The organism is Bacillus sp. FSL R9-9834 (assembly GCF_038006905.1).
Lineage (GTDB): Bacteria > Bacillota > Bacilli > Bacillales > Bacillaceae_G > Bacillus_A > Bacillus_A pacificus.
The window spans coordinates 3,393,035-3,409,678 of the sequence record NZ_JBBOWD010000001.1; the positions used below are offsets into that span (position 1 = coordinate 3,393,035).

Annotated in this window: 20 protein-coding genes; 7 read left to right on the forward strand and 13 right to left on the reverse strand. The window is 35.9% G+C overall.

The window, feature by feature from the left end; translation table 11 throughout:
* Positions 1 to 5 precede the first annotated feature (5 nt).
* Together nrdG and MKY00_RS17575 are read right to left on the reverse strand one after the other, a co-directional pair.
* Positions 6 to 458, reverse strand: coding sequence for an anaerobic ribonucleoside-triphosphate reductase activating protein (nrdG, locus tag MKY00_RS17570; protein WP_000867064.1), 453 nt, complete (start codon positions 456 to 458; stop codon positions 6 to 8).
* On the reverse strand, positions 455 to 2,311 hold the full coding sequence (locus MKY00_RS17575; RefSeq protein WP_016718220.1) for an anaerobic ribonucleoside triphosphate reductase: 1,857 nt from the start codon (positions 2,309 to 2,311) through the stop codon (positions 455 to 457). The genes nrdG and MKY00_RS17575 overlap by 4 nt, the downstream gene beginning before the upstream one ends.
* Positions 2,312 to 2,536: 225 nt before the next feature.
* Here MKY00_RS17575 and plsY point away from each other — a divergent pair, with 225 nt between their 5' ends.
* Both plsY and MKY00_RS17585 read left to right on the forward strand, forming a co-directional pair.
* Positions 2,537 to 3,133 carry a glycerol-3-phosphate 1-O-acyltransferase PlsY gene (gene plsY, locus MKY00_RS17580; RefSeq protein WP_000258965.1) on the forward strand — a complete coding sequence of 199 codons (597 nt, stop codon included), beginning with the start codon at positions 2,537 to 2,539 and terminating at the stop codon, positions 3,131 to 3,133.
* A 108-nt stretch (positions 3,134 to 3,241) separates the two neighbouring features.
* A complete protein-coding gene (locus MKY00_RS17585; RefSeq protein ID WP_001054446.1) occupies positions 3,242 to 3,532 on the forward strand; it encodes a HesB/YadR/YfhF family protein in 291 nt (96 codons plus the stop codon).
* Positions 3,533 to 3,558: 26 nt separating this feature from the next.
* Here MKY00_RS17585 and MKY00_RS17590 read toward each other — a convergent pair whose 3' ends face one another.
* Positions 3,559 to 3,978 (reverse strand): acyl-CoA thioesterase, encoded by a 420-nt coding sequence (locus MKY00_RS17590; protein ID WP_000495815.1) that lies wholly within the window; start codon positions 3,976 to 3,978, stop codon positions 3,559 to 3,561.
* 84 nt (positions 3,979 to 4,062) lie between these two features.
* On the opposite strand from MKY00_RS17590, the gene MKY00_RS17595 reads away from it, so the two are divergent.
* Complete coding sequence (locus tag MKY00_RS17595; RefSeq protein WP_050558053.1) at positions 4,063 to 5,370, forward strand: glycosyl hydrolase family 18 protein; 1,308 nt, start codon at positions 4,063 to 4,065, stop codon at positions 5,368 to 5,370.
* A 28-nt stretch (positions 5,371 to 5,398) separates the two neighbouring features.
* Here the strand turns inward: MKY00_RS17595 and tlp are convergent, their stop codons facing one another.
* From tlp to MKY00_RS17620, 5 genes are all read right to left on the reverse strand, one after another.
* A complete protein-coding gene (gene tlp / locus MKY00_RS17600) occupies positions 5,399 to 5,596 on the reverse strand; it encodes a small acid-soluble spore protein Tlp (protein ID WP_001133509.1) in 198 nt (65 codons plus the stop codon).
* A 99-nt stretch (positions 5,597 to 5,695) separates the two neighbouring features.
* Positions 5,696 to 5,830: an acid-soluble spore protein SspN gene (gene sspN, locus MKY00_RS17605; RefSeq protein ID WP_000527987.1), complete on the reverse strand. Its 135-nt coding sequence runs from the start codon at positions 5,828 to 5,830 to the stop codon at positions 5,696 to 5,698.
* A gap of 43 nt (positions 5,831 to 5,873) precedes the next feature.
* Positions 5,874 to 6,017: an FbpB family small basic protein gene (locus tag MKY00_RS17610; RefSeq protein ID WP_001254697.1), complete on the reverse strand. Its 144-nt coding sequence runs from the start codon at positions 6,015 to 6,017 to the stop codon at positions 5,874 to 5,876.
* Between the two features lie 139 nt (positions 6,018 to 6,156).
* Positions 6,157 to 7,104, reverse strand: a complete 948-nt coding sequence (locus MKY00_RS17615) for a 3'-5' exonuclease (RefSeq protein ID WP_000526908.1) — start codon at positions 7,102 to 7,104, stop codon at positions 6,157 to 6,159.
* A gap of 117 nt (positions 7,105 to 7,221) precedes the next feature.
* Positions 7,222 to 7,797 carry a TlpA family protein disulfide reductase gene (locus MKY00_RS17620; RefSeq protein ID WP_000269070.1) on the reverse strand — a complete coding sequence of 192 codons (576 nt, stop codon included), beginning with the start codon at positions 7,795 to 7,797 and terminating at the stop codon, positions 7,222 to 7,224.
* A 252-nt stretch (positions 7,798 to 8,049) separates the two neighbouring features.
* Between MKY00_RS17620 and MKY00_RS17625 the strand changes: the two genes are divergently transcribed.
* On the forward strand, positions 8,050 to 8,307 hold the full coding sequence (locus MKY00_RS17625) for a hypothetical protein (RefSeq protein WP_016718222.1): 258 nt from the start codon (positions 8,050 to 8,052) through the stop codon (positions 8,305 to 8,307).
* A 23-nt stretch (positions 8,308 to 8,330) separates the two neighbouring features.
* On the opposite strand, the gene MKY00_RS17630 is transcribed toward MKY00_RS17625, so the two are convergent.
* Positions 8,331 to 10,046: an ABC transporter ATP-binding protein gene (locus MKY00_RS17630; protein WP_141114873.1), complete on the reverse strand. Its 1,716-nt coding sequence runs from the start codon at positions 10,044 to 10,046 to the stop codon at positions 8,331 to 8,333.
* Between the two features lie 205 nt (positions 10,047 to 10,251).
* Entirely contained in the window at positions 10,252 to 12,975 is a 2,724-nt protein-coding gene (gene acnA, locus MKY00_RS17635; RefSeq protein WP_000238560.1) for an aconitate hydratase AcnA, read from the reverse strand.
* A 291-nt stretch (positions 12,976 to 13,266) separates the two neighbouring features.
* Between acnA and sspO the strand changes: the two genes are divergently transcribed.
* Positions 13,267 to 13,416, forward strand: coding sequence for an acid-soluble spore protein SspO (gene sspO / locus MKY00_RS17640; RefSeq protein ID WP_000518051.1), 150 nt, complete (start codon positions 13,267 to 13,269; stop codon positions 13,414 to 13,416).
* A 41-nt stretch (positions 13,417 to 13,457) separates the two neighbouring features.
* Here the strand turns inward: sspO and pdaB are convergent, their stop codons facing one another.
* Positions 13,458 to 14,183 (reverse strand): polysaccharide deacetylase family sporulation protein PdaB, encoded by a 726-nt coding sequence (gene pdaB, locus MKY00_RS17645; RefSeq protein ID WP_141114874.1) that lies wholly within the window; start codon positions 14,181 to 14,183, stop codon positions 13,458 to 13,460.
* Positions 14,184 to 14,227: 44 nt separating this feature from the next.
* Complete coding sequence (locus MKY00_RS17650) at positions 14,228 to 14,491, reverse strand: hypothetical protein (protein ID WP_001146297.1); 264 nt, start codon at positions 14,489 to 14,491, stop codon at positions 14,228 to 14,230.
* A gap of 121 nt (positions 14,492 to 14,612) precedes the next feature.
* On the opposite strand from MKY00_RS17650, the gene MKY00_RS17655 reads away from it, so the two are divergent.
* Together MKY00_RS17655 and MKY00_RS17660 are read left to right on the forward strand one after the other, a co-directional pair.
* The gene (locus MKY00_RS17655; protein ID WP_000042141.1) at positions 14,613 to 14,735 is read left to right on the forward strand and encodes a small acid-soluble spore protein P; all 123 of its coding nucleotides are present in this window, start codon (positions 14,613 to 14,615) and stop codon (positions 14,733 to 14,735) included.
* A gap of 124 nt (positions 14,736 to 14,859) precedes the next feature.
* The gene (locus MKY00_RS17660; RefSeq protein ID WP_000516732.1) at positions 14,860 to 15,246 is read left to right on the forward strand and encodes an Hsp20/alpha crystallin family protein; all 387 of its coding nucleotides are present in this window, start codon (positions 14,860 to 14,862) and stop codon (positions 15,244 to 15,246) included.
* Between the two features lie 93 nt (positions 15,247 to 15,339).
* Here MKY00_RS17660 and MKY00_RS17665 read toward each other — a convergent pair whose 3' ends face one another.
* A complete protein-coding gene (locus MKY00_RS17665) occupies positions 15,340 to 16,578 on the reverse strand; it encodes an MDR family MFS transporter (RefSeq protein WP_016718224.1) in 1,239 nt (412 codons plus the stop codon).
* Positions 16,579 to 16,644: the final 66 nt, after the last annotated feature.

The window sequence follows — 16,644 nt, forward strand, 5'->3', positions numbered from 1 at the left end:
CCTTTTTACTCTTTCAATCGAATAATACGTTGATTGGAGCTTCCGCGAAATGGAAGTGTTAAATCTTTTTTCTCGATTTCAAATCTTCCATCGACTAAAACATCCCCATAATGTAACAACTCTATCATATCATTATTTTGAGAACTCTGTATCTCTTCTAACGTATAACCTGTATACATCCATAAATTTTTTTTCAAATCTTTCACTGCTCTTGCTACTTGTTTCACTTCAGCAGCTTGAAAAAATGGATCTCCACCTGAAAATGTTACATCAGTTAATGGATTACTTGCAATCTCTTTCACAATTTCTTCTACTGTCATTTCAGTTCCATTACAAATATTCCACGATTTCGGATTATGGCAGCCGAAACAACGATGCGGACAGCCCGCAAAAAACACGACTGTCCGCAACCCTTCTCCATCTACTACACTATCATGAATGATGTTCATCACTTTCATTTATGCTTCACCCGATCCATCTCTTCACTACGTTTCGCACTATTCCACTTCGACATATCTCCTACAAGATAACCTGTTATACGGCGAATTCTTTCTATGTTAGCCTCATCTTCATTTCCGCAGCTCGGACATTCATTTCCAATAACTCCGTGATAACTACAGCACTTACAACGGTCAACAGGGTGATTAATTGAACCGTATCCAACGCCATTCTCTGCCATAGCTTGTACAATTTGTTTTAATGCCTTTTTGTTATGCATTGCTGCTCCATCTAGTTCAATATACGTAATATGTCCCCCGTTACATAGAGCGTGGAACGGGCCTTCTAAACGAATTTTATTTATCGCCTGAATGTTATAATAAACTGGAATATGGAATGAATTCGTATAATAATTATGGTTCGTTATACCGCTAATCACGCCAAATTCTTCTCTATCTTTTTTCACAAACTTCCCTGATAATCCTTCTGCTGGAGTTGCAATGACTGAGAAATTCAGTTCATGTTCTTCTGTCGCTTTATCCATTCTATCTCTCATAAAGGAAATAATTTCATATCCGAGTTTCCATGATTCTTCATCTTCTCCGTGATGCTTGCCTGTTAAAGCTACTAAACACTCCGCAAGACCGATAAAACCAAGACTTAACGTCCCTTGCTTTAAAATCGATGCTACAGAATCTTCAGGCTGTAACTTTTCTCCACCGCGCCATACACCTTGTGAATATAAAAATCGAAAATCTCTTGCTCGTTTCGTACATTGATACTCAAATCTCTCTAATAATTGCTGGATTCCTACATCTAAGTAATAATTTAACGCTTCAAAAAACGCTTCTTTTGAACCACTAATTAACGCTAATTTCACTAAATTAATAGATGTAAATGATAAATTCCCTCTTCCAATCGCCGTTTCTTCTCCATGTATGTTCGACATAACACGAGTACGACATCCCATGTAACATACTTCACTTTCCGGTCTTCCATCATAATGCACAGCATTAAATGGCGCATCTAAAAATGAAAAGTTAGGGAATAATCGTTCAGCCGTTGTCTCTAACGCTAATTCAAATAAATCATAGTTCGTATCGCTCTCTTCAAAATTCACACCCTTTTTCATTTTAAAAATTTGAATAGGAAAAATTGGTGTTTCCCCTTTACCAAGACCAGCTTGTGTCGCTTTTAAAAGTTGTTTAATTAAAAGTCTTCCTTCTTTCGATGTATCTGTTCCATAATTAATAGAAATAAACGGTACTTGCCCTCCGCCCCTACTATGCATACTATTTGAATTATGAATGAAAGCCTCACAAGCCTGATACGTATCATTTTCTGTTTCTTTCCACGCAAATTCTTCTATTTGTTCTTTCGTAAGCGGATATGAATGTAATCGTTTCTTATGTCTCTCTACTGTTTTTCTCACATATGGAGCTAAATCAACATCAAAGAGTGCAAACGATTGACCACCGTGCTGCATATTTTGATTCGCTTGAAAAATAATAGATGAAAGAGCTAATGCACTTTTAATGTCTTGCGGTTGTCTCATATGTCCATGTCCGGTATGAAAACCGTTCGCAAGCATTTGCGCTAACGGAATTTGCGAACAAGTTGTCGTTCCAGTCGCATAAAAATCTAAATCATGCGGATATAATATATTTTCATTTATCGCTTTTTTCACTGAATCTGACAATAAATTTTCAACAGCGTAATATTTCGCACTCTCAGATGCGAACGTTCCCATTACTCCCATCGGAGAGCGGCCGTCTACATTTGCATTTTCTTGCATTAAATCTTGTTCATTGCCGTGGACTATTGTCTCAAATATTCTCATTAATTCTTCTCCACGTGTATTTTTTTGTAACATTTATAACCCTCCACCAATATGTTGTTGTCTTTTGATTAAAATGTTACTACATATAGTCTTAGTGTTTCTGTGAGAAATGTAACATTCCTGTGAAATTTTTTGCACGAAATAATGAATTTTTCATTTACAAAAAAGAAATGTGCTCTTTACAAATGTATGGTACAATATACGGGAAAAACTCTTTTTACCCTTTATCAACACATTTGAATAAAGGAGACTGAACTTATGGTTACTACATATCTTTTATTTATCGTTGCCTACTTACTTGGCTCGATTCCATTTGCACTAGTCGTTGGAAAGATTGGTTATGGAATTGACATTCGTGAGCACGGAAGCGGTAATTTAGGCGGAACCAATACATTCCGCACACTAGGGAAAAAAGCAGGTTTTATCGTTACAATTGCTGACATTTTAAAAGGTACATTAGCAACGAGTCTACCGATTATTTTCGCGTTAGACATTCATCCACTATGGTTCGGATTAGCAGCTGTTCTTGGACATGTGTATCCGATTTTCGCGAAATTCCGTGGCGGTAAAGCAGTTGCAACTTCTGCTGGCGTGCTATTATGCTACTCACCAGTTGTTTTTGCAATTTTAGCTGTTGTCTTTTTCAGCCTTTTATTTACAACAAGATACGTATCACTTTCTTCTATGGTAACAGCTGTCGTTGCCGTTATCGCATCAATTGTTAGCGGGGATAAAATCTTCATTATTGCGATGTGTTTATTAGCAGGTATGGTTATTTATAAACACCGTGCAAATATTGGACGAATTATAAATAAAACTGAACCGAAAGCAAACTTTTCAAAAAAGCAAAAATAAGATCGTAACCCACATAACGCAAAAAGAAAACGTGAAGCATATTAATAGCGTCTTTTTGCGTTATTTTTTATACTAAAGAAAAAGCAACATAATTTGGAGGAACTATACATGAATCTTTCCGTAACAAAAGAAGCAGCACAATGGTATAAAAACGAATTAAACTTACAATCGGGTGAAACACTGCGCCTTTTCGTACAATATGGCGGTTGTAGTACTGTGCAAAAAGGACTTTCTTTAGGTATTCGTAAAGATGATCCTGCACATCCTGCTGTTCAAATTCAAGAAGAAGGTATTAACTTCTTTATTGAAAGCGATGATGAATGGTTCTTCGATGGACATAATTTATCTGTTACATTTAACGACGGTGATGATTTCCCGCAATTTAATTATGAAAAATAAAAAAACGTGGCTTCCGCCACGCTTTTTTATTTTTTCTTAATTTCCTCATATTTCGCATACCACTCTGGATAGAACTTTTTAAATGATACGGGCCTGAACCCTTCTTTTTTCGCACAAATATTTGTCGTACTTGCCGTAATACAAAGTTCACCTTCACCATTATATATTTCATATCCATATACAACGCGAAGCGGGCTCACTGTATCAACCCACGTTTTTACAATTGCTTTTTCCCCGTAACGCATTGCTTTACGATAAGAAATTTGCAAATCTAACACAGGAGAAATAATTCCTTCTTTCTCCATTTCAACATATGAAAACCCTAAATCTTGTATAAGTTTCGTGCGACCTAATTCAAGCCACACTAAATAGTTTGAATGGTAAACAACACCCATTTGATCTGTTTCCGCATAACGGATTTCAACTTCATGTTCTGCTACAAACATATATATTCGCCTTCTTTCACTTCTGCTACCTTGCATACATTTAATCATAATACAGCGGAATCAAAAATAAAATAAAAACAGTGAATCTTTTACCGAAAGGAGCAAGCATATGATTCAAATTGTAGCGGTGATAGCGTATATAGCTTGGCATCAAAATATGGATCAACACCTGACGAGATAGTAAAAGACAATGGATTAAATCCAGCTGAAACACTCGTTGTTGGTCAGGCTCTGATCGTGAATACGAAAGGGAATAATTATTATGTACAGCCTGGCGATAGCCTATATCGAATCTCTCAAACATATAACGTTCCTCTCGCTAGTTTAGCTAAAGTGAATAACTTATCTTTAAAATCCATTCTCCACGTTGGACAGCAATTATATATACCGAAAGGGACGAAACGTGCAGTAGAATCCATCGCTTATTTACAACCTTCCACTATACCTATTAAAGAAAGTTTAGTTAATGCTACACGTGCTATTAATCCATTTTTAACATACTTAGCTTACTTCAGCTTCGAGGCAAAAAGAGATGGTACGTTAAAAGAACCAACTGAAACAGCTAAAATCGCTAATATTGCAACGCAAGGTAATACCATCCCTATGCTCGTTATTACGAACATCGAAAACGGAAATTTCAGTGCCGATCTAACATCCGTTATTTTACGGGACGCAACAATCCAAAACAAATTTATTACAAATATTTTGCAAACTGCTGAGAAGTACGGTATGCGAGATATTCATTTCGATTTTGAGAGTGTTGCACCCGAAGATCGCGAAGCGTATAATCGTTTTTTACGAAATGTGAAAACACGCTTACCTAACGGATACACATTAAGTACAACGCTTGTACCGAAAACAAGTTCCAATCAAAAGGGAAAATTTTTCGAAGCTCACGATTATAAAGCACAAGGACAAATTGTTGATTTCGTCGTCATTATGACATATGACTGGGGATGGCAGGGCGGACCACCGATGGCAATCTCTCCTATCGGCCCTGTAAAAGAAGTACTTCAATACGCAAAATCTCAAATGCCTCCTCAAAAAATTATGATGGGGCAAAATTTATACGGATTCGATTGGAAACTTCCGTTCAAACAAGGAAACCCACCAGCAAAAGCAGTTAGCTCTGTTGCAGCTGTTGCACTCGCTCGTAAATACAATGTTCCTATCCGCTATGATTTCACAGCTCAAGCTCCACATTTCAATTACTTTGACGAAAACGGTGTACAACACGAAGTTTGGTTTGAAGATGCGAGATCTATTCAAAGTAAATTCAATTTAATGAAAGAACAAGGCATTGGCGGTATTAGTTATTGGAAGATTGGCTTGCCATTTCCACAAAATTGGCGTTTACTCGTTGAAAACTTTACAATTACGAAAAAGGGCTGACAAAAGTCAGCCCTTTTTGTACATTCTGTTAAGATTCATCTTTGATTTCACTTTTTAATGAGTCAATACTTTCTAAACGTCTTTGATTTTTTGCTTCAATAGCAGAACGGTCTTTTTCATTAGAAAGCTCCGCTGTTTCTTTTGCTTCATTAAAGTTATCAATTGTATTTTGCACCATTTCTTGTAACTTTTCAGCGTTATCACTTCGATTATCTGGATTTGGCATGTACTTTCCTCCTAATATTGTATATACACACCAGCTTAAATTACCTATCTTCCCTCAAATTTATACATAAAAAAGGAGAATACAATATTCTCCTTTTCTTTAACCGTTATCAACAATCGGTTGTTTGCCCGTTTGGTCTTGCATTTGCTTTCCTTTATTGCCACCAGCTTTTTTTGATTGTGTTCCAATATGATTCGGTGCAAAGTCTTTTGAATTCTTTTTCGGATTACCCATTACTATCGCCTCCTTAACAGTAGTATCGTACTAGTGTTAAGAATTATTCAGCTTGCTTAAAAAGTTTCATTTCATAACGTTTTTCAATACGCTCTTCAATGCGATCGATTGCATCGCGATCGCTTAATAATTGTTGTTTATTTTCTTTCACAAGCTCGTCAAACGATTTACGGCGACTTCTTCTCATGCTGTTCACCCTCTCTCCTTCGCTTTCTTATTACATAGTATGAGCAAAGGAAAAACTATTTAATCAGATTTGCAAGAAAATTTTATGTTTTAGTACTCCTAAAAAAACTCCGTGTACAGTAAAATGTACACGGAGTTTATTACACCATAATATTCAAATATTCTTTTAGTTTTTCATCTGCATTCATTTCACTTTGTTTATAATCATGCAGCGCTTGCAATACAAAATCATACTGTTCTAAAATATAACTTTCTAATTTCAGGACGTCCTCTAAGCTATTAAGCATAATTCTCGTGTTACCAACTTCACTTTTTAACGCCGGTTCACAGGCTAAACTCGTACATATTTCTTTCACATCATCTTCTAATATGTCTGTTAATACGTATTTCTTTCGCCCTTTTACCTTTAATCTCATAACTGGATAAAAAGCTTTTATATCTAAATAGCTTCCTACATTCATGCAACGAATCCATTCAATATCACGTTTATTTCGTACAAGTATCTCTTTTACCGCTTCATATACTGCTGTTTCATCAAGTACTTCTGTATTCGATTTCCTTTTCGCCTCTTCTTCAATAAAGGCACATTTTTGATAAACTGCTGCACAAGTAATACAATCATCAAATGCATTATGAGAACTTAAACGAATTCCAAGCATTCGCTTTAACGTTTCAAGTTTATGATTAGGCGCGTGCTTCATATATTTCTTTGCTAGAAACACAGTATCAATCACTTTATTTTGTGGTTCCGGTAAACCAAGCATATTCACATTACTTTTCAAAAAGCGCATATCAAAAGATGCATTATGAGCGACAATTACATTTGTATGTAAAAATGCTAAAAATAAAGGTAACACTTCTTCAATCGTCGGTGCATCCGAAACACGATAATTTGTAATACCTGTTAAACTCGTTATTCGGTCCGGAATTGGACGCTCCGGATTCACATAGGAAACAAATTGATCTACTAGTTCATGATTACGATATTTCACTGCTGCCACTTGAATGATCTTATCATTATAAGGATTAAATCCTGTTGTTTCAAAGTCAATTACAACATAATCTAACGGTAAGGATATATTCCCCACTCCAAATACACTCCTTTATCTTTCAACGTTTATATTTCTTTTATCATACCATGCAGTTATCACTACGTGAAAAAGAAAAGGCAGAAATGATTATATTTCATCTCTACCTTTTCACTGTTATTTTAATTTGGCAATCCGTTTCTCCATCTCTTTTTGCGTCATCGGCCCAATAAACTTATCTTGAATGACACCTTTTGTATCTATAAAATACGAAGTTGGGATCGTAATGACTTTATACGCTGTTGTTACATCAATGTTCTTATCCAATAAAATAGGAAAAGTAATTCCTTTTTCCTTAGCAAAATTACTTACCTTTTCTATCCCCCCGCCTTTTTCTGAAGGCGTATAATTTATTGCTAAAATTTCTACATTTTCTTTATGTTCTTTATAGAAAGCCTCCATATCTGGCATTTCTTGCTGGCAAGGCCCACACCACGTTGCCCAAAAGTTTAAAATCGCTTTCTTTCCTTTTAAATCTGATAACTTTACATTCGTTCCATCTAACTTCGTTAATTCAAAGTCTGGCGCACTCTTCCCTATTTCAATACCATTACTTGCAATCATTTCTTTCATAGCAGCTTCACTTTTTGTTTGCTCCCCTTGCACTACCTGATCGTTTTTACCAAACTGTTCATAAGCTGCATATCCCGCTAAACAAAGTAACACTACAATAATCGTAAGCTTCCTCCACATTTTATATCACCCTAACGTATTTATCTTCTTATAACTTAATCACTCAAATACTATATACCTTATTTTAGCTTATACGGACAAGCTTGGAAATATTCACAGTCTAAATAATTAGAATATTCTTATTTAAAGTGCATTTTTTTCCTTTTTATCATATAATTAGAAAAATAAATGCAGTGTTGTTTATTTTCTTATGGACCTATTCACCTTTTTACTTTCGTAGTTATATAAACTTCAACAAAAGGGGGATTTTTTATGAATTCATTCGAAAAAATAACATTATATATTCTTAGTTTTCTTTTATACCCAATCGGTATTATTACATGGATCATTTCACTCTTTAGTAACGATCTTGAAAAAAAGAAAGTAGGGCGTATTTGTCTCTACGTTTCTCTAGTCTCATTCGTCCTTTTCTTAATTCTTGGAATTGCCACTTTCCTTATGACTGCTACTTTTAACGTTGATCTAAATCACTCCGAATCTATCCAGTATCAACTAAATGACGGTGAATAAAGATTAGAGCATTGCTCTTATCTTTATTCACATCTCTTAAAAAATGAATGACTATTTATTAATTTTTCAGGACTTCCACATGCTACAATACTTCCTTCTTTCATGATGACAACGCGATCTGCTAGTATTACTTTCTCTACATCATGCGTAGCCACAATTCTCGTGACCTCGCCTCCCAGCCCTTCTATCATATTCCAAACAATTTCTTGATTGCTCGGATCTAATCCGGCAGTCGGTTCATCTAAAATAATAAGATTTGGATTTGAAACAATTGCTCGCAGTAATGCAAGACGTTTCCTTTCTCCTCCCGAAAACTCTTCACCACTTTTATGTAATACAGTTTGAATCCCTTCAGGCAAGTCCCTAATAATTGATGTTCCATTTACAAGTTCAATATTTTTTTCTAACTGGTGTTCTATATACTCTTCACCGAAATACATATTCTCTTTTACTGTCGTCCGAAAAAAACGTGGTTCTTGCCACACTGTAGTCAATCGAGCCTCATTTCCATAATAAGCAACGCTACCGTTAGATGGTTTATACAAGCCTGCCATTAATTTTAAAAGCGTTGTTTTTCCTGCACCACTTTCTCCTACAATCATAATGAGTTCACCAGGTTTAATTTGCAAATCAATATTATAAATTCTGCATTTCTCTTCATCATTCTCCTGAAATGAAACATTTGTTAATGTCATCCCCATCGCTCTTTCTACATTACTATTTGCCACTCGTTTATCTAAAAAGGAAAAAACTCTATTTGCCGAAGCAATTGCAACTTGTGTCATCATTAATAAATCGCCCACATAACGGACAGGGAAAAAGAGCATTTCAATTGTCGCTAACACTGCAACAAGTGAACCAACTTCTATTTCCCCCTTCATTATTTTTTGCACACCTACAATGAGAACAACGATATATGCTCCTGTTTCCATCACCGTTCCAACTACCCCAATGCAATGTTGCATCATCGTCTTCTTTACTTCTGTTTTATAAGATTGTGCTGTTACTCTCTTAAATAAGCGAATGGCCCATTTTTCTTTTTGTAAACTACGCAAATCTTGTACTCCTTTTACAAACTGTGACACCATCTCTACAACAGTTGACTGATTGTTTTGAGCAATACTTGCAATATTTCTTACCTTTTTCCCCATCAATATCGGAACCGTTGCACTTAAAAATAAAAACGGAGTTACCCACAATATAAACTGTATATCTATATGTTGTAGTGCTATGAACGCACCTATAAATTGTGCAATGGCATGTATATATTCTATTAATATAGAACCATATAATCTGACCCAGTTTGGAATATCAGACACAACTAACGTTTCTAACTCTCCTTGTTTGATTTTCTCACTCTCTTCAAATGGTAATAAGAAAAAATGGCGCAATACATCTATACGCTTCTTTTGCAATATTCGTTGACTTGCTTTTGAGCTTACATAATCAAATGAAAGATTGTTCACCCACATCAACAAGCGGCTAACTGTAAACAAAGTAATGTAAAAATACGCTCCCTTCAGCTCTCGTTGAATTAGGTTATCTACAATTAGTCCCATGAATAGCGGACGGGATAGATTTAAAATAGCTGCAAAAATCCCACTGCATACTGCTGCTATTACTAATATTTTTTCTTTCTGTAACGGTAACAAAATTCTTTTATATTCTTTCATAATATCCCCTCCATTTTTTATAGTAAAAAGAAAGGGATGAAACCAAATGGTTTCATCCCTTTCCATAAAGTGAAACTTTAATCAGTGGGGGTTTTCTTCATCCCCCACTGATTATCAGCCCTCACCAATCGGACTTTAATGGGCAGCCCGCCCCCCCACCTAACTTCTTTGCTTGCGCTGCATTTTGAGGTGGGGGTCTTACTGCCCATTAAAGTTGGATAAAATAAGGAAGCTAACAGTTGTTAGCTTCCTTATCATTCATTTCAATTGTTTAGTTCGACACTTTAGACTCTTCGATTTTCTCACGAAGAACCATTTGCAGAATACCACCGTGACGGTAGTAGTCAATTTCTACTTCACTATCGAAACGAGCTACTACTTCAAATTGTTTTTCGTTGCCATCTGCATCAGTTGCAACTACTTTTACAAGATCGCGTGGTTTAACTGTTTTGTCGATTTGAATTTCAAATGACTCGTTACCAACAAGACCTAATGTTTCAGCGCTTTCACCATCTTTAAATTGAAGCGGTAATACGCCCATTAACACTAAGTTACTGCGGTGAATACGCTCGAAGCTTTCTGCGATTACTGCTTTAATACCTAATAAGTTTGTACCTTTTGCAGCCCAGTCACGAGAACTTCCCATACCGTAATCTTTACCTGCAACAACTAGAAGGCCTGTGCCGTCTTCTTTATATTTCATAGCAGCATCATAGATTGATGTTACTTCACCAGTTGGCCAGTATGTTGTATATCCGCCTTCTGTGCCTGGTGCAATTTGGTTTTTAATACGGATGTTCGCGAATGTACCACGCATCATCACTTCATGGTTACCACGACGAGAACCGTAAGAGTTAAAGTCAACTGGTTGTACGCCGTTTTCTAATAAGTAGCGTCCAGCTGGTGTATGCTTACCGATTGAACCTGCTGGTGAAATATGGTCTGTCGTTACAGAGTCACCAAATTTACCAACTACGCGTAAGCCTGATAACGTTTCAACTTCACCTGGCTCTTTAGATAAACCTTCAAAGAATGGTGGATTTTGAATGTATGTTGAATCATTATCCCAAGTATATAAAGCTTCATTTGAAGTTTGGATTTCATTCCAACGCTCATTGCTATTAAATACTTGTGCATATTCTTTTTTGAATAGTTCAGATGTAACAACGCTTTGAACTACATCTTCAATTTCTTTAGCTGATGGCCAAATATCGTTGAAGTAAACAGCATTGCCATTTGCATCTTTACCGATTTCATCATTTTTCAGGTCAATATCAACAGTACCTGCAAGTGCATATGCCACAACAAGTGGTGGTGATGCTAAGTAGTTCGCTTTTACAAGTGGATGAATACGACCTTCAAAGTTACGGTTACCAGATAAAACAGATGTTACTAATAAGTCGTTTGCTGCGATTGCTTCTTCTAATTCTGGCGCTAATGGACCAGAGTTACCGATACAAGTCGTACAGCCGTAACCAACTGTTTGGAAACCTAATTGATCTAAATATGTTGTTAAACCAGACTTATCTAAGTACTCTGTAACAACTTTAGATCCTGGTGCTAATGATGTTTTTACGTATTCAGGTACTTTAAGTCCTTTTTCAATTGCTTTCTTCGCAACTAGACCTGCTCCAATTAATACGTACGGGTTTGATGTATTTGTACAGCTTGTAATTGCAGCGATTGCAATTGCACCTGTTTTCATCGTTACTTCTTTATCTTCTAATGTAACCTTCACCTCTTTATCGAACTCTTGCTCATTAAATCCAAGTCCTTGTGTTCCAACTGGTGCTACAACAGCTTTGTGGAACGCATCTTTCATATCTGAAAGTGGAATTAAATCTTGTGGGCGTTTCGGTCCAGAAAGGTTAGATTCAATTGTATTTAAATCAATTTCAACAAGATCAGTGTAAATTGGATCTTTGCTGTCTGCTGTATAGAATAAACCGTTTGCTTTACAGTATTCTTCAACAACTCGAATTTGCTCTTCATCTCTACCTGTTAAACGTAAGTATTCTAATGAAATATCATCGATTGGGAAGAATCCACAAGTTGCGCCGTATTCTGGTGCCATGTTTGAAATTGTTGCACGGTCAGCTAAAGGCATGCTCTTTAGTCCATTACCGAAGAACTCAACGAATTTACCAACTACACCTTTTTGACGTAATACTTGCGTTACTTTTAATGCAACGTCAGTTGCTGTAGTACCACTTGGAAGTGTACCAGTTAATTTCACACCGATTACTTCAGGTACTGGGAAGTATGAAGGCTGTCCAAGCATTCCTGCTTCTGCTTCAATACCACCAACGCCCCATCCAAGAACACCGATACCGTTAATCATTGTTGTATGTGAGTCTGTTCCAACTAATGAATCTGGATATGCAACTAAGTCACCTTCCGCATTTTTCACAGCATGAACAACTGGTGCTAAATATTCAAGGTTTACTTGGTGTACAATACCTGTAGCTGGTGGAACTGCACGATAGTTATCAAATGATTTTTGTGCCCAGCTTAAAAATTTATAACGTTCTTCATTACGTTTAAACTCTAAGTCCATGTTGAATGCAAGCGCGTCTGCCGTACCCGCTCTATCAACCTGTACAGAGTGATCAATTACAAGGTCTACAGTAATTTCTGGATTAATTTTATCAGGATCCCCACCCATGTCTGCCATTGCTTTACGAAGCGAAGCCAAATCAACAACAGCTGGAACACCAGTGAAATCTTGTAAAATTACACGAGATGGTTTAAATGGAACATCGATATCTTGCACATCTTTCGTTCCCCATTTCGCTAAATTTGTAACATGCTCTTCTGTAATTACACGTCCGTCTACTTGACGAAGTACTGATTCAAGTAAAACTTTCACGGAATATGGTAATTGAGATACGTTGCCAACCCCTGCGTTTTCAAGCGCTTTCAAATCATAATAATGATACGTTTTTCCATCTACTTCAAAAGTTGCGCGTGATTGAAATGGATTATGTTTGACCATTATGTTTCCCCCCTGTTAAACGTGACTAAGTTGTCTGAATATAAAATGTAGACAAACTTTTCAATACCTTACGATAATATCTTATTACAACTTTCTAAATAAGTAAATAATAAGAAACTTATAGATTATCATAAGTTTTCTTTATGTTTCTAAATTTGAATAGTGTTCATGCTCCTTATGAATACTATTACCATAAAGTAAAGTGCTCTATTAGCGCTTTACTTACAGTTCATACATACTATGAACTGCTCATCATTCAACTTACAAAAAAAGTTATAGAGGTGAAATAAAATGGGTAAAAGAAAAGCAAATCATACTATTTCAGGAATGAATGCGGCATCTGCACAAGGACAAGGTGCTGGTTATAACGAAGAGTTTGCAAATGAAAACTTAACTGCTGCAGAACGACAAAATAATAAGAAACGCAAAAAGAACCAGTAACGAAAAATCCCAAAAGGAACATTCACCTTTTGGGATTTTTTCTAATGTCTATAACGTAACAATTCCGAAACCTTTACAAATCGATAGCCTTGCTTTTGAAGCTCCGGTAAAATTTTTGCTAGCGCTGCTACTGTTTGACTACGATCATTTCCTCCATCATGTAACAATACAATATCTCCGCTTTTAGCATTTTTCACTACATGATTTACAATGGATTCAACACCTGGATTTGCCCAATCACGTGGGTCTTGGTGCCATGACCATAGTACAGTTTGATACCCAGCTTCTTTCGCTGTTTTAAATACAGCATCGTTAATATATCCACCAGGTGGACGGAATAACAAAGGTTCTTTTACCCATTTTTCAAAATATTTCTTTCCATCTAAAATATCTTTTTTTAATTTTTCATCTGATGAACTATTCGCATATAAATGATTCATCGTATGATTTCCAATTTCATGTCCCTCTTTCAACACTTGTTTTACTAAATATGGATTGCGCTGCACTCGAAATCCGATCATAAAAAATGTCGCTTCCGCTTTATATTGACGTAATAAATGTAAAACTTGTGTTGTATAAGTTGGATCTGGTCCATCATCAAATGTAATGGCAATAATCTTTTCATTATTAGGTACTTCCCACGTTACATAGCCAGTTGGTTCTAGCTCTTTTCTGAGCAACATTTTCGCTTCCACTTTTTCCACTTGAAATATATGTACTGCGCATAGTAAAGAAAAAATTACTAAAAAAACTTTCTGTTTTAGCATAATATTCATTAAAGTAAGAGATTGTCGAACACCAACAATCTCATTTACTTTTCTAATTGATCTACATTTCGCATAATGTTTTGGAGATTACTTTCATATTGCTCAAGTTGTGGACGTTGTGTTTCTGAAGCTACCTCTAGTGCATTTTGAATTTGTTCATATGCTTCCTGAACCTCTTGGCGTAATTCTTTTAAATCATGACCGTAGTTTGGATCATTTTTCACAATGTTGTTAAATGCATTTTCTGCTTGTGTAACGCCTTGCTGCGCTGCTTGAAAAGCTTGTTGCTTATCTTTATGATATGGCATTATACAATCCCCTTTCCATAATAGTTAGTCCCACTTATCTTTACCCTTTTTTCTAAAAACATTCTCGTATAAATTTGCAAACTTCTCTCATTCTAAAAAGAAAGAGGAGGTGTCACAGACAATGAGCAAAAACAATCGTGAAGCGAAAGAAAAAAAAGGACAACCCGAACCATTAAGCGGATCTCATAAAGTAAAAAACCGTAACCATTCACGCCAAAAACATCATGCACATCATGATATGTAAAACACAAAATGCACACTAGCTACCTTTTCCACATACAATGTTTATATTTTTCCATTTATTCTTCACCCCTACTTCATTCATGCATAACATAGTATGAATTGAGATTTTACGGAGGGTGTCTTACATGGGCAAGAAAAAGAAGGATTGTCTTTTTCATGTTGATGGTTTCGAAGAATGGATGGATCAGTTTTGTTCTGATTCTTGTAGCAACTTTAGTTTCCCAAATCAAATTCATATTGACCTTTGTGAAACGGAACAAGAATACATTTTGGAAACAGATGTACCAAATGTAAAAGAACAAAATGTAGTCATTAAAAAGATGAAGACAGGCCTAAACATTTGCATACTTCATAAAAATATTTCTTTGCAGAGAATCATTCCTTTACCCGATAATATTATTTATAAAAAGATGCTAGCCTGCTTAGAGAATGGATATTTAGCCATTCATATTTCCAAAAATGAAGTTGCTCATAAACATGAGGAAAAAGTTCTTTTTCAAATTGAGAATTAAAATAAAGTAAAACTTTAACCAACAGGAGTTTTACTGCCCGTTAATAGCGGGATGAATACAAAAATAAGCCCCAGTCGTCTACTGGGGCTTATTTTATTTCGCATGTACTTCCATATTAGAATTTCCATCATATCTTTTTTTCAATAAACTTTTCGTAACTAACAGCACTGGAAACGCTACAGTTGAAAATATAGCTAGCGCTGAAAATACTACAAACCCATTTTGGTACCCGTAATAATCGAGAAGTACGCCCCCAAACCACGGACCAATTACTGCTCCAATTCCCGAAAAGCCCATCGCCCCGAAGTATGTTCCTTTTAGATGCGCGACAGCAATATCATCAATAAATACATCCGTCATTGAAAACATTAAGACTTCTCCAATTGTAAAAATAATTGTGCAAATGGCAGCACCTAGCGTAGATTCTATTATTCCAAATCCAAACAATCCTCCGCTCACAAATAAAGTTCCAACCATAATGGATACTAACGGTGTATACTTTTTACATATTTGAATAACAGGGTATTGAATTACGACTACAACAATCGCATTTAAAGCTAACATATATGAAAATAATTTCACTCCATCCTGGAATATATGTGCATTTGCAAAATATTGAGATACCGTCGTCGTCAAATGTGAAAAACCACAATTACTCAAAATAATACCGACTAAAGCAACTAAAAATACTATATCTTTTCGCAATATACGCATTGCATTTAGCATTGTAACAGGTTTTTCTGTACTCACTTTCTTTTTTTCCATTGGATACTTCTTAAATTGGAACGCTAGTATAGCTGTATATAGAATATATACCCCAGCTGCTACTAAAAAAGGAATTGTTGATTTTGCACTTCCAATCTGTAGTCCAACAATTGGTCCAATTGCAACTCCAACATTTATTGCACCATATCGCAAGTTATAGACGAGTAACCGATACTCAGGCTTTGTTAAATCTGATAATAATGCTCTTGATGTTGGCTCAAAAAACGACCTACATAATCCATTTAAAGCGTTTAATAAAAAGAAACTTAAAACATGATCTGCAAGTGAAAAACCTATAAACACAAACATCCAAACAATCATGGACCAGAGCATAATCATTTTCCGGCCAAATCGATCTGATAAATTCCCTCCGATAAAACTAGCAAAAACACCAACAAGTGCACTCGTTCCAATAATAGCACCAGTCATTCCAGCTGATACACCTTTAATAGTCGTTAAATAAATCGCTAAAAAAGGGATACTCATTGACGTGGCGAACCTCGCAAATAAAGTCCCTATTATAATTGTCATTCCTAACGGATGAATATTTTGTAACTTCCCCTTCATCTTAAAAACCTACTCTCCCTGTTATCACATAAAAAAAGAAAGCAAAGTGGTCATCTCCCTGTCAAG

What these genes read in the sequence shown, in the direction of transcription:
- nrdG (WP_000867064.1), bottom strand. Translation starts at nt 458, where the DNA reads ATGAAAGTGATGAACATCATTCATGATAGTGTAGTAGATGGAGAAGGG.
- MKY00_RS17575 (WP_016718220.1), bottom strand. Translation starts at nt 2,311, where the DNA reads ATGTTACAAAAAAATACACGTGGAGAAGAATTAATGAGAATATTTGAG.
- plsY (WP_000258965.1), top strand. Translation starts at nt 2,537, where the DNA reads ATGGTTACTACATATCTTTTATTTATCGTTGCCTACTTACTTGGCTCG.
- MKY00_RS17585 (WP_001054446.1), top strand. Translation starts at nt 3,242, where the DNA reads ATGAATCTTTCCGTAACAAAAGAAGCAGCACAATGGTATAAAAACGAA.
- MKY00_RS17590 (WP_000495815.1), bottom strand. Translation starts at nt 3,978, where the DNA reads ATGTTTGTAGCAGAACATGAAGTTGAAATCCGTTATGCGGAAACAGAT.
- tlp (WP_001133509.1), bottom strand. Translation starts at nt 5,596, where the DNA reads ATGCCAAATCCAGATAATCGAAGTGATAACGCTGAAAAGTTACAAGAA.
- sspN (WP_000527987.1), bottom strand. Translation starts at nt 5,830, where the DNA reads ATGGGTAATCCGAAAAAGAATTCAAAAGACTTTGCACCGAATCATATT.
- MKY00_RS17610 (WP_001254697.1), bottom strand. Translation starts at nt 6,017, where the DNA reads ATGAGAAGAAGTCGCCGTAAATCGTTTGACGAGCTTGTGAAAGAAAAT.
- MKY00_RS17620 (WP_000269070.1), bottom strand. Translation starts at nt 7,797, where the DNA reads ATGTGGAGGAAGCTTACGATTATTGTAGTGTTACTTTGTTTAGCGGGA.
- MKY00_RS17625 (WP_016718222.1), top strand. Translation starts at nt 8,050, where the DNA reads ATGAATTCATTCGAAAAAATAACATTATATATTCTTAGTTTTCTTTTA.
- MKY00_RS17630 (WP_141114873.1), bottom strand. Translation starts at nt 10,046, where the DNA reads ATGGAAAGGGATGAAACCATTTGGTTTCATCCCTTTCTTTTTACTATA.
- acnA (WP_000238560.1), bottom strand. Translation starts at nt 12,975, where the DNA reads ATGGTCAAACATAATCCATTTCAATCACGCGCAACTTTTGAAGTAGAT.
- sspO (WP_000518051.1), top strand. Translation starts at nt 13,267, where the DNA reads ATGGGTAAAAGAAAAGCAAATCATACTATTTCAGGAATGAATGCGGCA.
- pdaB (WP_141114874.1), bottom strand. Translation starts at nt 14,183, where the DNA reads ATGCTAAAACAGAAAGTTTTTTTAGTAATTTTTTCTTTACTATGCGCA.
- MKY00_RS17650 (WP_001146297.1), bottom strand. Translation starts at nt 14,491, where the DNA reads ATGCCATATCATAAAGATAAGCAACAAGCTTTTCAAGCAGCGCAGCAA.
- MKY00_RS17655 (WP_000042141.1), top strand. Translation starts at nt 14,613, where the DNA reads ATGAGCAAAAACAATCGTGAAGCGAAAGAAAAAAAAGGACAACCCGAA.
- MKY00_RS17660 (WP_000516732.1), top strand. Translation starts at nt 14,860, where the DNA reads ATGGGCAAGAAAAAGAAGGATTGTCTTTTTCATGTTGATGGTTTCGAA.
- MKY00_RS17665 (WP_016718224.1), bottom strand. Translation starts at nt 16,578, where the DNA reads ATGAAGGGGAAGTTACAAAATATTCATCCGTTAGGAATGACAATTATA.